The organism is Mesorhizobium sp. P2_E7, assembly GCF_056403855.1.
The window spans coordinates 13507-28910 of the sequence record NZ_JBFUER010000002.1; the positions used below are offsets into that span (position 1 = coordinate 13507).

Below are 15404 nucleotides of genomic sequence, written 5' to 3' on the forward strand. Positions count from 1 at the left end.
CTTTCAGGGTGGCACTGGCGAAAGCCGGCGAGACGTCCGATCTCCCCACGAGGGGGGAGATTGCCAGCTCCGCTGGTCAGCGCCGCGTTACCAGCGGAACCTCGAGTGGATCAGGCGCCGGCTCCCGCGGAAGCGTACCTTCGGCCTCGCGCTTGCGGTGATGTGCGAGCGAGCATGTGGGCGAGCACAGTATGCCGCGATCGGTCCAGTAGGCCGGGCCTCTTTCAAGCTCGCCATGATAGTACCAGAAGCCGCTTGCCTGATACGGCAGACCGCATTCGATGCAACGGTATGTCTCGGGTCTGGCAAGCATGGCAGGTTCCGGTTCGCTCTGGCGTCGGCGGTCGGCTGCGCGGAGTCTAACGCGGCCGACAAAGATTGCAAAATCCGCGTGACAAAGTTTGACGTTTACGTAAAAAGAAGGTCGGAGGCCGCCCAAAGGCGGATGGTTTTGCGTCGCCCCGAGTCCTAGGATCGAGGAGGGCGAGCAGCGGAGGAGAAAGCGGCATGTACAAGGCGCCGGTCGAGGATATTTCGTTCACGCTGAAGCACGTTGCCGGCCTCAAGCCGGCGCTCGTCAGCGGCGCTTTCGGCGATCTCGGCGAAGACCTTGTCGACGCCATCCTGTTCGAGGCCGGCTGCTTCGCCAGCGATGAGGTCGCGCCGCTCTACAAGATCGGCGACGAGCACGGCGCGGTGCTTAAGGATGCAGCAGTGACCACGCCGCCCGGCTGGAAGGCGCTTTACCGCAGCTGGATCGACGGCGGCTGGAACGCGCTGTCGGGGCCGGAAGAATTCGGCGGCCAGGGCCTGCCCACCATGCTCGGCGTCGCCGCGCTCGAAATGTGGAACTCCGCCGCCATGGCCTTCGGCATCGGCCCGACGCTGACCATGGGCGCGGTCGAAGCGCTGGACAAGCATGCGTCGGAGGCGCTCAAGGCAAAGTATCTGGCAAAGCTCGTCTCCGGTGAATGGATGGGGACGATGAACCTGACCGAGCCGCAGGCCGGTTCCGATCTCGCTGCCTTGCGTACCCGCGCCGAACCTGCCGGCGACGGCACCTATCGCATTTTCGGCCAGAAAATCTTCATCACCTATGGCGAGCACGATTTCACCGACAACATCGTCCATCTGGTGCTGGCGCGGCTGCCGGATGCGCCGGCCGGCACGCGCGGCATTTCGCTGTTCCTGGTGCCGAAATTCCTGGTCAATGACGACGGGTCGCTCGGCGCCCGCAACGACGTCTTCTGTTCCGGCCTCGAGCACAAGCTCGGCATCCATGCCTCGCCGACCTGCACCATGATCTATGGCGATGGTTTCCAGGGTGCTGCGCCCGGCGCCATCGGGTGGCTGATCGGCGAGGAGAACAAGGGTCTCGCCTGCATGTTCACCATGATGAACAACGCCAGGCTGTGCGTCGGCATGCAGGGCGTCGCGGTGGCCGAAGCCGCGACGCAGAAGGCGATCGCCTATGCCAATGAGCGCCGCCAGGGCAAGGCGTCGGATTATGCAGGCGCCGGCATGGCGCCGATCGTCCATCACCCCGACGTCCAGCGCAATCTGCTGACCATGAAGGCGCTGACCCAGATTGCCCGCGCCATCTCCTATTCCTGCGCCCACGCCATCGACCTGGCGCGGGTCTCGTCGGGCGATCAAGCGACGCATTGGCGCGACCGCGCCAATCTGTTGACGCCGCTGGCCAAGGCCTTCTCCACTGATGTCGGCGTCGATGTCGCCTCGCTCGGTGTCCAGGTGCATGGCGGCATGGGTTTCATCGAGGAGACGGGTGCTGCGGCGCTCTATCGCGATGCGCGCATTGCGCCGATCTATGAGGGCACCAACGGCATCCAGGCGATCGACCTGGTGGCACGCAAACTGCCGCTCGGCGGCGGCGAGCACGTGCATGGATACATCGCCGAGCTGAAGGCAGTCGCCGATCAAGTGCGGACCTTGAACCTGCAAGGGTTCGGCCGCACCGCCGAGACCCTCGACCGCGCGTTCGATGATCTGACCGAAGCGACACGCTTCCTGCAGAGGCTGTTGGCCGAAGGCCGTCTGGACGAAGCGCAGGCGGGTGCCACACCCTATCTCAGGCTGATCTCGCTTGCCGCCGGCGGCGCCTATCTGGCGCGCGGCGGGCTTGCCGAGCAAAGCCGCATCGCCCTTTGCCGTTTCTTCGCCGAAAACCTGCTTGGCGAAGTCAGCGCCTTGAAGGAACGCGTCATCGATGGCGCCGAAAGCCTCGCCGCCGCCGGCAAGACGCTGATATCAGCCTGAATACTGAAAGCGCTTACCAGGGAAAAATGACCGTGACAGACCATATTCTCGTCGAGCGCCAGGGCGCCATTCAGATCATCCGCATGAACCGCCCGGACAAGAAGAACGCGCTGACGCGCGCCATGTACGCGACGATGTCCAAGGCGTTGGCCGAAGGCGACGCCGACCCGGCGATCCGCGTCCATGTCTTCCTCGGTGTTTCAGGCGCCTTCTCTTCCGGCAACGACCTTGCCGATTTCCTGGTCATCGCCACCGGCGGCGAGGGCGGCAACGAAGTATGGGACTTCCTGATGGCGCTGGCCAAAACCGAGAAGCCGATGGTCTCGGGCGTCGACGGCATTGCGGTCGGCATCGGCACCACGCTCAACCTGCATTGCGACCTGACCTTTGCCACGCCGCGCACGGTGTTCCGCACGCCCTTCGTCGACCTCGGCCTGGTGCCGGAGGCGGGTTCCAGCCTGCTGGCGCCGCTCATCCTCGGCCGTCAGGGCGCCTTCGCGCTGCTTGGCCTCGGCGAAGGCTTTTCCGCCGAGCGCGCCAAGGCCGCCGGGCTGATCTACGAAGTGGTAGAGGAAGGTGCTCTCGAAGCCGCTGTACTGGCTGCTGCCGGCGCCATCGCCGCCAAGCCGCCGCAGGCGCTGAAGATCGCCCGCGATCTGATGCGCGCGCCACGCGAGGAACTTCTCGCCCGCATCAAGCTGGAGAGCGAGCATTTCTTTGAACGGCTGAAGTCAGACGAGGCGCGCGCCGCGCTCACCGCCTTCATGACCCGAAAGAAGGCGTAGCTGATCTCACGACACTGGCAGGGTGTGTCAGGTGCGAACGAAGCACACGTCAGGCGCGTGTTTTTGACCTGTACACCGCAGTTTTCACATCCTATCTCACTAGTCCGGCGGGCGGGGGTCCAGAGCAATTCCAGGAAAAGTGCGAAGCCGTTTTCCGTCCGGAATTGCGTCAAAGCTAAGAGATAGAGCGGTTTGCCGTTTCCGCGAAACGGTAAACAGCTCTAGTCGGTGGAGAGGACATGGCCCGCAACGTCGCTGCAAGCAAAGCAACCTTCCGAGATGCCAAGGGGCCTGCATTGACGGATTGAGCGTCCGATGCTTGCCGATTTTGCAAGGCCGCTTGGCCTGACGTTCAGGCTCTGGTGGCGCTTCTGGCCGCAACTGGTCGCCATGGTGCTGCTCGGCATTGTGGGCAGCGATCTGTTCATGCAGATCGCCGCGCGCACCGCCTTCCTCAACCACATGGCGGGCTTGGCACTGCTGACACTGGTGGCGCTCACGCAGCTTGTCGTCACTGTCGCTATGTTCCAGACGCTGCTTCCCGCCCTGCCGGCGATCCGTGCGGCGCAGGAGGCCGCGCACCGGCAGACATCCGGTGAGACGGGCGGCGAAGCCAGCAGCGGCACCACGCGGTTGGCACGCATGGTCAGCGTCGCGCTCTTGCCCTTCTTCGCCTACTACGCCGCCTGGGGCTTTCTCGGCGATACGGTGCGGCAATATTCGCGCGTCACCCTCGACATGGCGCCGTTCGGCGAAGGTGCGGGCAATGTGCTGGATGTGCTGGATTCGCGCTGGCTGGTGTTTTCCGTTGTCATCTCCTGGCTGGTCAGGCGTCTGGCCCAGGCGATGCAGAAACGCGGCGGGGCAAAGTCCTTCTGGCAGATCGTCGTGGTGATCTGCGAAACCAACTGGATCTTCGTCGGTCTCTACGTCATCTCGCGCTGGAAGGACGACATCGTCGGCTGGATCATGAGCCGCAACATTTTTTCCGTCCTGCAGGCCGCAGCCGACGGTGTGGCCAACCCTGTCGCAAAAGCCTTTGCCGATCCGATGGTTCCGGTCGAGGTCACCTCCATCGATACGTCGACAAAACTCATCGCGCTGTTCTTCTTCATGCTCTTGCCGGTGATCTGGCTGGTCATGACGGCGCTGATCTATGGCTACGACGTGCGCGACGACAAGGAACTCATGCGCGTGCACGAACGGGTCGAGCGCCTCGGCGCCCGCTACCGCACCATTCCGAGATTCATGCGCGACTTCGTCGAGCACTTCATCTCGGGCTATCGCTCGCGCTATCTGCCGATCGCCAACGGCGTGCGCCTGACGCTGAGTTCCGGCCTCGTGCTCATCGTCACGCTGATCGTCGGCTATCGGCTGATCGATTGGTTGGCGGCCTGGGCGTGGCTCGGCGCGACGCGCCTCATCGGCCCGCATGACCTCGATACCTGGCAGGTGCTGTCCGAGGGCGTGTCGCTGCTGTTCGGCAGCGCCTTCCAGGATTCTTCGACCGGCATTCTGGTGGAGCCGCTGCGTATTTGCTTCCTTGCCGCGATCCTCGAAACCGCCTTCGCGCTGCCCAAGCGCCAGACCGGCGAGATGACGCAGCCGGTCGGCCCTGCGGGAGCGGCGCAAGATGCTTGAGACCGCCCGCTCCAAGCTGAAAGCATGGGCTGCCGCCGGCATCGGCACAGCGGCGGCGATTGCCGTTGCTGGTGTGCTCGGCGCCTTCGGGGCAAGGCATGCGCAAGTGCCGGTTCTGGCTCCGGCCGGCCCGATCGAAACCGGGCAATGGCTGCTGCGGCCGGTGAAAGCCTATGTCAGCGGTGAGAAATATGTCTATGGCACGCTGCGCAAACCCGGCACGAAGGCGCTGGTGTTCGAGGTCGACCTGACCAACCGCACGGCGAAATCCACCAAGGACTACTTCGATCTTCTCCAGGCAAGCCGGCCGCCGCTCGACCCGGCGACAAAACCGTACATCGTGCTGACGCGCGACGAGACGCTGTCGCCGGAACTGCATCCCGGCATGCCGGAGCGCATGGCCTATATCTGGGATCTGCCGGAAGGTGCTGCCGCACCGGTAAGCCTCGACCTCAAGGTCATGAACAAGATCTACAAACAGCGCGACAACCTCTACGGCCTGCCCGGCTGGTTCAATCCGAGCCCGGTCGGCACGCTGACTGTTCCTGTTGCGCCCGACACTGGAGGCCAGCCATGATGCGCAGACTGGCCAATCTCGTTTTGCTGCTTGTCGCTGTGGCCCTCTGCTACGGCCTGCAGATGTCGAAGCCGCATTATGGCGAGCTGATCGGTCCTATCCCGGTACGCGGCAAGGTCGGAGATACCATCGTCGGTCGCAGCTTCGAGGTTCGCGCCGAAAAGCTGGAGTTTGCGCGCAAGCTCAAGACGGATCGGTTCGGCGAGACGAAGGTGCTGACCACCGGCGGCGTGTGGGCGGTGGTGACGGTCGAGTTCGCGGCCACGGAGAGATCGACCTCAGTTGCGGTCGCATCCTGGCGCGGACCGTCGGGGCTGACTTACGACCACACCGAGCGGCTGTCCTTCGTCAACAACGGCTTTCTCCCGGTCACTGTCGATCCCGGCCTGCCGAGGAAGGCCAGACTGGTCTTCGAGGTGAGCCCGGAGGAGGTCGGCAACGCGACGGTACTCGTCTCGAGCAAGCTGCTGGCGGCGCTCGATTCGCAGGCTGAGATTTCGCTTGGGCCGGTCGCTGCCTCGGCCGATGGGATGCCTGCCGGAACCGTCGACACGCTCGATCTGTTGCAGCCGATTGATGGGCAAACGAAATGACGGCGCAGAGTATGGTTCCGGACAGTGGCGTTGGCGAGAAAAAGTGGCGGCGCCGCAGCCTTTGGGCGCTGCTTGTGCTGATTCCTTTGACCCTGGCCGTGGAGGCCTATGACAGTGTCAAGGCGTTGCTGGCCGACAATGATTTGTTTGAGCGCCGCGTCGCCTGGGGCCAGAGCGCGCATTTCGGCGGCAGCGACTGGAAACTGACCGATCTGCGCGGCGCCTTCGGCATGAAGAACCTGCCGCCTGATTCCGTACCGGTGCTGGCAGATTTTTCGGTGACCGTGGGCGATCCCGACCTGCAGAACCTATGGCTTGGCTGCAAGGTGATGTTGATCGATGCCGAGGGACGGCGCTGGTCGCCGACGTCCATTGTCTCGCTGAGAACGCCGGACAATGTGCAGACCTGCATTTCGGCGATCTTCTCCGGCGCCAAGACCGGCGACACGCTCAATCTGCGCGAAACCTTTTTGGTGCCGAAGGCGGCGACCAAATCGATCAGGCCGGCGGTCGGGCTCGGCAGCGAACGACCGCATTTCCTGCTGTTCCAGCTGGAAAAGGATTGATCTCCCACATTGTCACTGGCGCCGCCTGGACGGGATGAGGCGCTACCGGTGTTCGGTCGCGATGCGGATGCCCAAGCCGATCAGCACAATTCCGGTCACGCCTTCGATGGCGCGGCGGATCGATGGCCGGCGCAGGAAATCCCCCGCCTTGGCGACAACCGTTGCGTAGAGCGCCAGCCAGGTGAAGGTCATAACGGCGAACACCACACCGAGACCGAGCAGCGCCGCAAAGCTTTCCCCGCCGGGCGGTACGAATTGCGGCAGCAGGCTGGCGAAAAACACTGCCATTTTGGGATTGCCGAGATCGCTGATCAGCCCCTGGCGATAGGCGGCGGCCGCCGTCAGCCGCCGTGGGACGGCCAAAGCGCTTCGTGCAGCGCCTTGAAGCCGAGATAGACGAGATAGGCGGCACCCGCATACTTGACCGCAAGGAAGAGCGGCTCCGAAGCGACCAGCAGGGCGACGATGCCGGCGCTGGTGGCCAGCGCCCAGATCGTCTGGCCGCTGGAGATGCCGAGCGCGGTGAAGACGCCGGCCGCACGCCCGCCAAGCAGCGTGTTGCGGATGGTGATGGCGGTGTCGGGTCCGGGCGTCGCAAGCACGATGAAAGAGACACCGAGAAAGGCCAGGAACAGGCTCATTGGATTCTCCCTTTGCAGCCAGATCAGCTAGGATACCCGCGCCATTTCACAAGCGTCAGGGATAAAGCCGCGTCTTGTCCCAGCCGCCTTCGGCGTTGCGTGAAAAGACCAGGCGGTCGTGCAGCCGGAACGGCCGGTCGTGCCAGAACTCGATGGCCTGCGGTACGATGCGGAAGCCCGACCAGTGCTTGGGCCTGGGAATTTCGCCGATCGGGTAGCGCGCCGTGTATTCGGCCACCGCCTTCTCCAGCGCAAAGCGGCTTTCCAGCGGCCGCGACTGTTTCGAGGCCCAGGCGCCGATGCGGCTGCCGCGCGGCCGCGTCGCGTAATAGGCGTCCGCTTCGGCGTCGCTGACGATCTCCACCGGCCCGCGAATACGCACCTGGCGGCGCAGCGATTTCCAGTGAAAGCACATAGCCGCCTTCATGCTGCCAAGAATCTCGCGGCCCTTGGCGCTCTCGAAATTCGTGTAGAAGACAAAGCCGCTTTCATCGAACCCCTTGAGCAGAACCATACGCACATCCGGCATGCCGTCGGCATCGACGGTTGCCAGCGCCACGCCGTTGGCGTCGTTGATCTCGCTCTTGGTGGCGTCCTCCAGCCATGTGGCAAAGAGCCGGAACGGCTCCGCGGCCTCGGTAAAGTCACCACTTGTTAACTCAGTGTCACTCATAGTTTTTCTCAAATTGTCTCGAGCTTCAGGAGGTTGCCGATTGTCGCGTATCGCGCAAGCTTTTGACAGCGGGCAATGGAGCGCTATCGCTTCGGCCAGTTCGAAAGTCGTGATCGTGATCGTCGCCTTGCCGCTTGCCGCCTGTGGCGCCGGCGGCTTCAGCCTGGAAAAAGCCGAGGTCGACCGTTCCATCGTCACCTCGAGCGCGCCGGCCAAGGCTACGTCGGCCGACGCTGACAGCGCCTCCGACCAGACCACCATCGGTAATGCGGTCTCTTCAGCCGACATTGAGGAGCTTCGCGGCCAGGCCGTGCCGTGGGCGAATGCCGGCACCGGATCGCGCGGCTCCATCACCGAACTCGCCGAGTTGCAGGACAACGGCCAGACCTGCCGCAGCTTCACCGCCTCGCGTGAAAGCTTCGATGGCGTCGCCTTGTTCAAGGGGGAACTGTGCATGGCCGGCGCCGGCGGCTGGCACATGCAGGACTTCAAACCGCTCTGATCCCGGGCATTGCAGGCGCCGCAATTTCAGCCGTCGATAAAGCCTCTGCGCTACTGGAATTTCTTCCTATGCGAGCGCATATAGGGGGCAACGTGGATTCACTCTTTTTCCAGGGCAGGACGCATGCGCGACCCCTATGAGGTGCTGGGCGTTGCCAAGAACGCATCGGCCAAGGACATTAAATCGGCCTACCGCAAACTCGCCAAGAAGCATCATCCGGACCAGAACCCGAATGATCCCAAGGCGAAGGACCGCTTTGCCGCCGCCAACCAGGCCTATGAGGTCATCGGCGACGAGAAGAACCGTGCGGCGTTCGACCGCGGCGAGATCGACGCGGACGGCAAGCCGAAATTCCAGGGTTTTGAAGGTGCTGCCGGTGGCGATCCGTTTGGCGGCTTTCGCCGCCAGCAGGGCGCCGGCGGCTCGCGCTTCGAATTCCGCTCAGGGCGTCCGGGCGGCGATCCGTTCGACGGCAACAGCGACATCTTCAGCCAAATCTTTGGCGACGCCTTTTCCGGCGCGCGCGGTGCCGGCGCGGGTGATCGCCGCCAGCCGGCGCAGGCAGCGGACCTCAACGTGACGCTCGACGTCACCATCGAGGAGATCGCGACCGCCGAGAAGGTCACCGCCATGTTCCCTGACGGGCGCAAGATGGCGGTCAAGCTGCCGGCCTATGTCGAGGAAGGTCAGACCATCCGGCTGAAGGGCCAGGGCGAGCAGGGCTCGGGACAGCCGGGCGACGCGCTGGTCAAGATCCATATCCGCAGGCATCCGCGCTATCGCATCGAAGGCCGCGACTTGCATGCCGACCTCGATGTGGCGCTGGCCGATGCGGTGCTGGGCGCCAAGGTACCGGTCGAGACGCCCACCGGCAGGCTGGCGGTCAATGTCCCGGCCTGGTCGAGTTCGGACAAGGTTCTGCGTCTCAAGGGCAGGGGCTTGCCGGAAAAGGCCGGCGGCCATGGCGATCTCTACGCCCATGTCCGCATCATGCTGCCCGAAGGCGGCGACCCCGACCTCGAAGCGCTGATGCGCGGCCGCAAAGGCTGACGCGAGTTCATCTCGCCTGCTAGCTGCCGGGCGCCGCTTCCTCCATCCGGCGGATGGTTTCGCCGAAGCGGCGCAACGCCTGTCGCACCGGGACATGCGGGCTCTCGATCTCCAGCAGGATCATCGTCTCGCTGCCAAGGAAGGCGGCGCTGACCAGGCTGGTCACTTCGGCGGCGGAGAATGGCCCGAGGCTGCCGAACCGCTGTTCGGCCTCCCTAGCCAATTCCGCCAGCAGTTCGAACCAGCCGCGCAGGTCGCGGCGCACCGCTTTGGCGATTTCGGGGCTCGACAGGCTTGCGGCGATCATCTCGTGCAGGATCCGGACATAGCCGGAGGCCAGATCGTCATCAAGGAAATCACAGGCGCGCTCCCAACGCTGCCAGAGCGGCATCGGTGCTGCAAAGGTCTCCGCCTGGCGTTTCAACAGCCCCTCGTTCAGATGGTCGAGCAGGGCCAGGAACAGCCGTTCCTTGGAACCGAAATGATAGTGGATCTGGCTGAGCGGAACGCCGGCGATCTCGGCAACGCGGCGCGTCGACAGATCCGCATAGCCACCCCGATAGAGGCACAGTTCGGCCGCCGAAATCAATTCGGCGCGCGTGTCGCGCTTTGGCTTGCTCTGAGGCGGTGCAACGGCTTCAGCAGCGTCCGTCATGCCGTGTGCCTGCCGTCGGATTCAGCACAATCTGGGCGGGTCATAGGTTCTCCTGTCCGGGCTGGACGTCTCGCCACCATATCTCGGTCGAGCGACCGATCAAGTTGACTCGCTATTAAATTTATGGTTTTTGACCATGAATTCGGTCGACCGACCGAATTTTTTGATGCTTGCATGGAGGGGCAGTCATGGCGGGCGTAATCACCCTTATCTACGGCGTTGCCGCATACCTGATATTTCTTGGCTCGTTTCTCTATGCTGTTGGTTTCGTGGGCAACATTGCCGTGCCGAAATCGATCGATTCAGGGATCGTGGGAAGCCCGGTTGAAGCTGTCATCGTCAACGCGCTGCTGCTCGGTCTTTTCGCGGCCCAGCACAGCATCATGGCGCGGCCGGTGTTCAAGCGCTGGTGGACGCGCATTGTCCCGCACGCGGCCGAACGCAGCACCTATGTGCTCTTGGCCAGCCTGATCCTGCTGCTGCTCTACTGGCAATGGCGGCCGATCCTCGGCGCCGTCTGGACGGTCGAGAACCCGTTCTGGGTTGCCGTCCTCCATGGCGTGTTCTGGCTCGGCTGGGCTGTCTTGCTGATCAGCACCTACCTGATCAACCATTTCGAACTGTTTGGCCTGCGCCAGGTCTTCGCGGCCTTGCGCAAGACGGAACTGCCGCAGCCTGTGTTCAGGACGCCGCTTTTCTACAAATGGGTCCGGCACCCGATCTATGTCGGCTTTCTGCTGGCCTTCTGGGCGACGCCGTCCATGACATGGGGCCACCTCCTCTTCGCAACCGGCAGCACCGGCTACATCCTGCTCGGCATCTTCCTCGAGGAACGCGATCTCATCGCGATGTTCGGCGATCAGTACCGCCGCTACCGCAAGCAGGTGGGAATGCTCATTCCCTGGCGCAAAGTGACGGAATAGGGTCGCATCCGGTGCCGACCGGCCGATTCGGCTGGTCGGTCGCGGGCCTGGGCCGTCGAGGCGCGCTGACCGCAGTGAGCCATTTGAAGCTCACAAACACTTTACATACCCCCAATTGTTGTTTGCCCGGTGTCTGAATTGAACGCGCGCCCCGTCTGCGCTTGATGCGCCTTTCTGCCTGTGCGATAGGCACTCCAAAGCAGAAAATCTTTCGGAGAGCGCTGACATGGCGGGTGGACAGGGCCTTATGGCCGGCAAGCGCGGGCTTATACTGGGCGTCGCCAACAACAGATCGATCGCCTACGGCATCGCCAAGGCCTGCGTCGACCATGGCGCCGAGATCGCGCTGACCTACCAGGGCGAAGCGTTCAAGAAGCGCGTCGAGCCGCTGGCTGCGGAACTGGGCGCCTTTGTCGCCGGCCATTGCGACGTCACCGATCCGGCGAGCCTCGACGAGGTGTTTGCCAATGTCGCCAAGCACTGGGGCAAGCTCGACTTCCTCGTCCACGCCATCGCCTTTTCCGACAAGGACGAGCTGACCGGCCGCTATGTCGAGACGACGCGCGACAATTTCCTGCGCACCATGGACATTTCGGTCTATTCCTTCACCACCATCGCCAAGCGCGCCGAGGCGCTGATGACCGATGGCGGCTCGCTGCTCACGCTGACCTATTACGGCGCCGAAAAGGTGATGCCGCACTACAACGTAATGGGTGTCGCCAAGGCCGCGCTCGAAGCCAGCGTGCGTTATCTCGCCGTCGATCTCGGCGGCAAGAAGATCCGCGTCAACGCCATCTCGGCCGGCCCGATCAAGACCTTGGCTGCTTCCGGCATCGGCGATTTCCGCTACATCCTGAAGTGGAACGAATACAATTCGCCGCTGAAGCAGACCGTCACCCAGGAAGAAGTCGGCGATTCCGGCGTCTATTTCCTGTCTGACCTGTCGCGTGGCGTCACCGGCGAAGTGCACCATGTCGATTCCGGCTATCACGTCGTCGGCATGAAGGCGGTCGACGCGCCGGATATTTCGACCGTCAAGGAATAGCACCCGCCAACCGTCGTCAGTCCTGACCCCGGAAGACCTGATGTACCCGCTGGTTTATATCGCGCGCCACGGCCAGACGGCGTGGAACGCCGAGGCCCGCCTGCAGGGACAGGCGGATACCGATCTCAATGCGGTTGGCCGCCAGCAGGCGACCGCGAACGGGCATCGGCTGGCCGAGCTGATAAGCGATGTCAGGGATTTCGATTTCGTTGCCAGCCCGATGAGGCGGACGCGTGAAACGATGGAGCGCATCCGCGCCGCGATGAAGCTCGATCCGCTCGCCTATCGAACCGACACCAGGCTGATCGAAGTCAATTTCGGCGATTGGCAGAGTTTTACCTTTGCCGAGCTTGAGACGCAGTCTCCCGGCGCAAAAAAGTCTCGCGCGCGGGACAAATGGAATTTTCAGCCGCCGGGCGAAGGCGCCGAAAGCTATCAAATGCTGCTCGAGCGGGTAAAACCCTGGTTCGACGCGCTGGACCGCCCGACCGTCTGCGTCACCCATGGCGGGGTCATACGGACCCTGTTCAGGATGGTCGAGGGCGTTTCCGAAGACGAGGCGGCGAATCTGGAAGTATGGCAGGACCGCCTGCTCAGGCTGCAGGGCGGACGTCTGGAGTGGCTCTAGGTCAGAAGCCAGAAGCCTGAATTTCGAATGTCTAAGGACCTAACAAACAGGACATCCGTCCTGTTTGTGTAGCTGGGCTCCTTGGAGCCGCCAAAAGCTGTTCGGTGATAGTCCTACTCGGTATCGGGCAGTTCCATGTCGGTGACGACGTTCTCGCCATTCGTCACGTCATAGGCGATCACGATATCCATGCCGGGCTTCAGCGAGTCGAGATCGGTTTCGGCATTGAGCTTGTAGGACTTGCCGTCCTCCAGCGTCAACGTCAGTGCGTCCTTGTCGACCTTTTTGATCAGGCCTTCGGTCTGGCCGGCATAGGCGGCAGTGGAAATCAGCAACATGGCGGCAGCAGCGCCAATCAGGGTACGCATCGTCGTCCTCTTTGTCATTGCGCCTGCACAGGTAGCGGCGAGCTTTCAACGGGCGGATGGAAGAGAGCAGAAACCAACCGAATGTGTCAAAACTAAAACCGCCAGATCACAGTTTGACCCCTGTGGAAAACGCCAATAGAAGGCAGGCTTAAGCCGGCTCTCATGCCGGGCAGGGCTAAAATCCATGTCTCACAACACGTTCGGCCATCTGTTCCGCGTCACCACCTGGGGCGAAAGCCATGGCGCCGCGCTCGGCTGTGTCGTCGACGGCTGCCCGCCCGGCATCCGTTTCACGCGGGCCGAAATCCAGGCCGAACTCGACAAGCGCCGTCCCGGCCAGTCACGTTTTGTGACGCAGCGCCGCGAACCGGATGAAGTGAAGGTGCTGTCAGGCTTCATCCTCGACGAGGACGGCGAGACGATGATCACCACCGGCACGCCGGTCTCGATGCTGATCGAGAATGTCGACCAGCGCTCCAAGGACTATGGCGAGATCGCCCGCCAGTACCGGCCGGGCCATGCCGACTACACCTATGATGTCAAATACGGCGTGCGCGACCATCGCGGCGGCGGCCGCTCCTCGGCGCGTGAGACGGCAGCGCGCGTGGCAGCCGGCGCGCTTGCCCGCAAGGTGGTGCCCGGCATGGTTGTACGCGGCGCGCTGGTCTCGATGGGCGAAAAATCGATCGACCGCGCCAACTGGAACTGGAATTTCATTGGCGACGCCGAAAACCCGTTCTTCACCCCGGATCCGGCCTCGGTTCCGGTCTTCACGCAATATCTCGACGGCATCCGCAAGTCCGGCTCCTCGGTCGGCGCGGTGATCGAGATCGTCGCCGACGGCGTGCCGGCCGGCCTCGGCGCGCCGATCTATGCCAAGCTCGACCAGGACATTGCGTCCGGCCTGATGTCGATCAACGCCGTCAAGGGCGTCGAGATCGGCAATGGTTTCGAGGCTGCCCGCATCACCGGCGAACAGAACGCCGACGAGATGCGCATGGGCAATGACGGCAAGCCTGTCTTCCTTTCCAACAATGCCGGCGGCATTTTGGGCGGCATCTCGACCGGCCAGGCGATTATCGCCCGTTTCGCCGTCAAGCCGACCTCGTCGATCCTGACGCCGCGCAAATCCATCGACAAGGACGGCAACGACGTCGATGTCATGACCAAGGGCCGCCACGACCCCTGCGTCGGCATTCGCGCGGTGCCGATCGGCGAGGCCATGGTTGCCTGCGCGATCGCCGATCATTATCTGCGGCATCGAGGACAGACGGGAAAGGGAGTAGGCAGTAGGGATTAGGCAGCAGGCCAGCCCGACTTTCCTTCCCTAATCCCTACTGCCCAATCCCTATTCCCTGCGAGCGAAGCGAGCCAATGCCATACGATCAGAAGAAAATCGTCGAAGCCCTCCGCGCATTCGAGCGCGGTGAGATCGTCGTCGTCATGGACGATGACGGGCGCGAGAATGAGGGCGACCTGATCGTTGCCGCCGTGCATTGCTCGCCGGAAAAGATGGCCTTCATCATCCGCCACACCTCCGGCATCGTCTGCACGCCGATGCCGCGCGAGGAGGCGAAGCGGCTGAATCTGTCGCCGATGGTGGCCGACAATGATTCCGCCCACACCACCGCCTTCACCGTCAGCGTCGATTTCAAGCATGGCACAACCACCGGCATTTCGGCCGAGGACCGCACGCTGACCGTGCGCAACCTTGCCAACGGCAATGTCGGCGGCTCCGACTTCGTCCGTCCCGGCCATATCTTCCCGCTGATCGCGCGCGAAGGCGGCGTGCTGATGCGCTCGGGCCATACAGAAGCCGCGGTTGACCTGTGCAAGCTCGCCGGCCTGCCGCCGGTTGGCGTCATTTCCGAACTCGTCAATGACGACGGCACCGTCAAGCGCGGTCCGCAGGTGGCGGCCTTCGCGGAAGAACACGGCCTCAAGCAGGTCTCCGTCGCCGACCTCATCGCCTACCGGCAGCGCAAGGAAACGCTGGTCGAGCGCGTTGCCTGTTCCGAGATCGATACGCTCGGCGGCAAGGCGCAGGTCTTCACCTACACGCTGCCCTGGGACTCCATGCACCATGTCGCCATCGTTTTCGGCGACATCAGGGACGGCGAGGACGTGCCGGTGCGGCTGCATTCGGAGGATGTGGTGACCGACGTGTTCGGCACCAGCCACAGGCTCGATGGCATCATGAAGGCGATGGGCGAACGCAAGCGCGGCGTCATCGTCTATCTCAGGGAGGGCTCGGTCGGCGTCGCCCATCAGGAGCGCAAGCGGCCGCTGAGCGCAGACCGCGAGGACCATGAAGAGGCCCGCCGCCGCGAGAACGAATGGCGCGAAATCGGCCTCGGCGCGCAGATTTTGAAAGATCTCGGCATTTCCTCGATCAATTTGATCGCCTCGCGCGAGCGCCACTATGTCGGCCTCGAAGGCTTTGGCATTCACATCGCCAAGACCGAGATTATCTAGGGTAC

The 15404-nt window shown here is 63.2% G+C and carries 19 protein-coding genes; 13 read left to right on the forward strand and 6 right to left on the reverse strand.

Annotation, left to right across the window (positions count from 1 at the left end; genetic code table 11):
* Positions 1-76: 76 nt before the first annotated feature.
* A complete protein-coding gene (locus AC1DYC_RS17125) occupies positions 77-313 on the reverse strand; it encodes a hypothetical protein (RefSeq protein ID WP_477408370.1) in 237 nt (78 codons plus the stop codon).
* A gap of 194 nt (positions 314-507) precedes the next feature.
* Here AC1DYC_RS17125 and AC1DYC_RS17130 point away from each other — a divergent pair, with 194 nt between their 5' ends.
* From AC1DYC_RS17130 to AC1DYC_RS17155, 6 genes are all read left to right on the forward strand, one after another.
* On the forward strand, positions 508-2277 hold the full coding sequence (locus AC1DYC_RS17130; RefSeq protein WP_477408372.1) for an acyl-CoA dehydrogenase: 1770 nt from the start codon (positions 508-510) through the stop codon (positions 2275-2277).
* Positions 2278-2309: 32 nt separating this feature from the next.
* Positions 2310-3062 carry a crotonase/enoyl-CoA hydratase family protein gene (locus AC1DYC_RS17135; protein WP_477408986.1) on the forward strand — a complete coding sequence of 251 codons (753 nt, stop codon included), beginning with the start codon at positions 2310-2312 and terminating at the stop codon, positions 3060-3062.
* A 315-nt stretch (positions 3063-3377) separates the two neighbouring features.
* Positions 3378-4703: a hypothetical protein gene (locus AC1DYC_RS17140; protein WP_477408374.1), complete on the forward strand. Its 1326-nt coding sequence runs from the start codon at positions 3378-3380 to the stop codon at positions 4701-4703.
* The gene (locus tag AC1DYC_RS17145) at positions 4696-5280 is read left to right on the forward strand and encodes a hypothetical protein (protein WP_477408376.1); all 585 of its coding nucleotides are present in this window, start codon (positions 4696-4698) and stop codon (positions 5278-5280) included. The genes AC1DYC_RS17140 and AC1DYC_RS17145 overlap by 8 nt, the downstream gene beginning before the upstream one ends.
* A complete protein-coding gene (locus AC1DYC_RS17150) occupies positions 5277-5873 on the forward strand; it encodes a hypothetical protein (RefSeq protein ID WP_477408378.1) in 597 nt (198 codons plus the stop codon). The genes AC1DYC_RS17145 and AC1DYC_RS17150 overlap by 4 nt, the downstream gene beginning before the upstream one ends.
* The gene (locus AC1DYC_RS17155) at positions 5870-6439 is read left to right on the forward strand and encodes a hypothetical protein (RefSeq protein WP_477408380.1); all 570 of its coding nucleotides are present in this window, start codon (positions 5870-5872) and stop codon (positions 6437-6439) included. The genes AC1DYC_RS17150 and AC1DYC_RS17155 overlap by 4 nt, the downstream gene beginning before the upstream one ends.
* A gap of 42 nt (positions 6440-6481) precedes the next feature.
* On the opposite strand, the gene AC1DYC_RS17160 is transcribed toward AC1DYC_RS17155, so the two are convergent.
* Genes AC1DYC_RS17160 through pdxH form a run of 3 tightly spaced genes read right to left on the reverse strand, consistent with a single transcriptional unit; the run spans position 6482 to position 7753 of the window.
* Complete coding sequence (locus tag AC1DYC_RS17160) at positions 6482-6802, reverse strand: LysE family translocator (protein WP_477408382.1); 321 nt, start codon at positions 6800-6802, stop codon at positions 6482-6484.
* Positions 6781-7080 carry a LysE family translocator gene (locus AC1DYC_RS17165; protein ID WP_477408384.1) on the reverse strand — a complete coding sequence of 100 codons (300 nt, stop codon included), beginning with the start codon at positions 7078-7080 and terminating at the stop codon, positions 6781-6783. Before AC1DYC_RS17165 ends, AC1DYC_RS17160 begins: the two co-directional genes overlap by 22 nt.
* 55 nt (positions 7081-7135) lie before the next feature.
* Positions 7136-7753, reverse strand: coding sequence for a pyridoxamine 5'-phosphate oxidase (pdxH, locus tag AC1DYC_RS17170; protein WP_477408386.1), 618 nt, complete (start codon positions 7751-7753; stop codon positions 7136-7138).
* A 40-nt stretch (positions 7754-7793) separates the two neighbouring features.
* On the opposite strand from pdxH, the gene AC1DYC_RS17175 reads away from it, so the two are divergent.
* On the forward strand, positions 7794-8255 hold the full coding sequence (locus tag AC1DYC_RS17175; protein WP_477408388.1) for an RT0821/Lpp0805 family surface protein: 462 nt from the start codon (positions 7794-7796) through the stop codon (positions 8253-8255).
* 123 nt (positions 8256-8378) lie between these two features.
* Positions 8379-9305 (forward strand): DnaJ C-terminal domain-containing protein, encoded by a 927-nt coding sequence (locus tag AC1DYC_RS17180; protein ID WP_477408390.1) that lies wholly within the window; start codon positions 8379-8381, stop codon positions 9303-9305.
* Positions 9306-9324: 19 nt separating this feature from the next.
* Here AC1DYC_RS17180 and AC1DYC_RS17185 read toward each other — a convergent pair whose 3' ends face one another.
* Complete coding sequence (locus AC1DYC_RS17185) at positions 9325-9960, reverse strand: TetR/AcrR family transcriptional regulator (RefSeq protein ID WP_477408392.1); 636 nt, start codon at positions 9958-9960, stop codon at positions 9325-9327.
* A 188-nt stretch (positions 9961-10148) separates the two neighbouring features.
* Between AC1DYC_RS17185 and mddA the strand changes: the two genes are divergently transcribed.
* The 3 genes from mddA (at position 10149) to AC1DYC_RS17200 (ending at position 12556) form a co-directional block, all read left to right on the forward strand.
* A complete protein-coding gene (mddA, locus tag AC1DYC_RS17190; RefSeq protein ID WP_477408394.1) occupies positions 10149-10883 on the forward strand; it encodes a methanethiol S-methyltransferase in 735 nt (244 codons plus the stop codon).
* Between the two features lie 226 nt (positions 10884-11109).
* Positions 11110-11928, forward strand: coding sequence for an enoyl-ACP reductase FabI (fabI, locus tag AC1DYC_RS17195; RefSeq protein ID WP_477263358.1), 819 nt, complete (start codon positions 11110-11112; stop codon positions 11926-11928).
* 40 nt (positions 11929-11968) lie between these two features.
* Positions 11969-12556 (forward strand): histidine phosphatase family protein, encoded by a 588-nt coding sequence (locus tag AC1DYC_RS17200; RefSeq protein WP_477302832.1) that lies wholly within the window; start codon positions 11969-11971, stop codon positions 12554-12556.
* Between the two features lie 113 nt (positions 12557-12669).
* On the opposite strand, the gene AC1DYC_RS17205 is transcribed toward AC1DYC_RS17200, so the two are convergent.
* On the reverse strand, positions 12670-12924 hold the full coding sequence (locus AC1DYC_RS17205; protein WP_023747552.1) for a DUF1344 domain-containing protein: 255 nt from the start codon (positions 12922-12924) through the stop codon (positions 12670-12672).
* 184 nt (positions 12925-13108) lie between these two features.
* On the opposite strand from AC1DYC_RS17205, the gene aroC reads away from it, so the two are divergent.
* Both aroC and ribB read left to right on the forward strand, forming a co-directional pair.
* Positions 13109-14224, forward strand: a complete 1116-nt coding sequence (aroC, locus tag AC1DYC_RS17210) for a chorismate synthase (RefSeq protein ID WP_477408396.1) — start codon at positions 13109-13111, stop codon at positions 14222-14224.
* Between the two features lie 74 nt (positions 14225-14298).
* Positions 14299-15399, forward strand: a complete 1101-nt coding sequence (gene ribB, locus AC1DYC_RS17215) for a 3,4-dihydroxy-2-butanone-4-phosphate synthase (RefSeq protein ID WP_477408398.1) — start codon at positions 14299-14301, stop codon at positions 15397-15399.
* Positions 15400-15404 lie beyond the last annotated feature (5 nt).

Coding starts and splice junctions, on each gene's coding strand:
- AC1DYC_RS17125 (WP_477408370.1), bottom strand. CDS start 313: ATGCTTGCCAGACCCGAGACATACCGTTGCATCGAATGCGGTCTGCCG.
- AC1DYC_RS17130 (WP_477408372.1), top strand. CDS start 508: ATGTACAAGGCGCCGGTCGAGGATATTTCGTTCACGCTGAAGCACGTT.
- AC1DYC_RS17140 (WP_477408374.1), top strand. CDS start 3,378: ATGCTTGCCGATTTTGCAAGGCCGCTTGGCCTGACGTTCAGGCTCTGG.
- AC1DYC_RS17145 (WP_477408376.1), top strand. CDS start 4,696: ATGCTTGAGACCGCCCGCTCCAAGCTGAAAGCATGGGCTGCCGCCGGC.
- AC1DYC_RS17150 (WP_477408378.1), top strand. CDS start 5,277: ATGATGCGCAGACTGGCCAATCTCGTTTTGCTGCTTGTCGCTGTGGCC.
- AC1DYC_RS17155 (WP_477408380.1), top strand. CDS start 5,870: ATGACGGCGCAGAGTATGGTTCCGGACAGTGGCGTTGGCGAGAAAAAG.
- AC1DYC_RS17165 (WP_477408384.1), bottom strand. CDS start 7,080: ATGAGCCTGTTCCTGGCCTTTCTCGGTGTCTCTTTCATCGTGCTTGCG.
- pdxH (WP_477408386.1), bottom strand. CDS start 7,753: ATGAGTGACACTGAGTTAACAAGTGGTGACTTTACCGAGGCCGCGGAG.
- AC1DYC_RS17180 (WP_477408390.1), top strand. CDS start 8,379: ATGCGCGACCCCTATGAGGTGCTGGGCGTTGCCAAGAACGCATCGGCC.
- AC1DYC_RS17185 (WP_477408392.1), bottom strand. CDS start 9,960: ATGACGGACGCTGCTGAAGCCGTTGCACCGCCTCAGAGCAAGCCAAAG.
- mddA (WP_477408394.1), top strand. CDS start 10,149: ATGGCGGGCGTAATCACCCTTATCTACGGCGTTGCCGCATACCTGATA.
- fabI (WP_477263358.1), top strand. CDS start 11,110: ATGGCGGGTGGACAGGGCCTTATGGCCGGCAAGCGCGGGCTTATACTG.
- AC1DYC_RS17200 (WP_477302832.1), top strand. CDS start 11,969: ATGTACCCGCTGGTTTATATCGCGCGCCACGGCCAGACGGCGTGGAAC.
- AC1DYC_RS17205 (WP_023747552.1), bottom strand. CDS start 12,924: ATGCGTACCCTGATTGGCGCTGCTGCCGCCATGTTGCTGATTTCCACT.
- aroC (WP_477408396.1), top strand. CDS start 13,109: ATGTCTCACAACACGTTCGGCCATCTGTTCCGCGTCACCACCTGGGGC.
- ribB (WP_477408398.1), top strand. CDS start 14,299: ATGCCATACGATCAGAAGAAAATCGTCGAAGCCCTCCGCGCATTCGAG.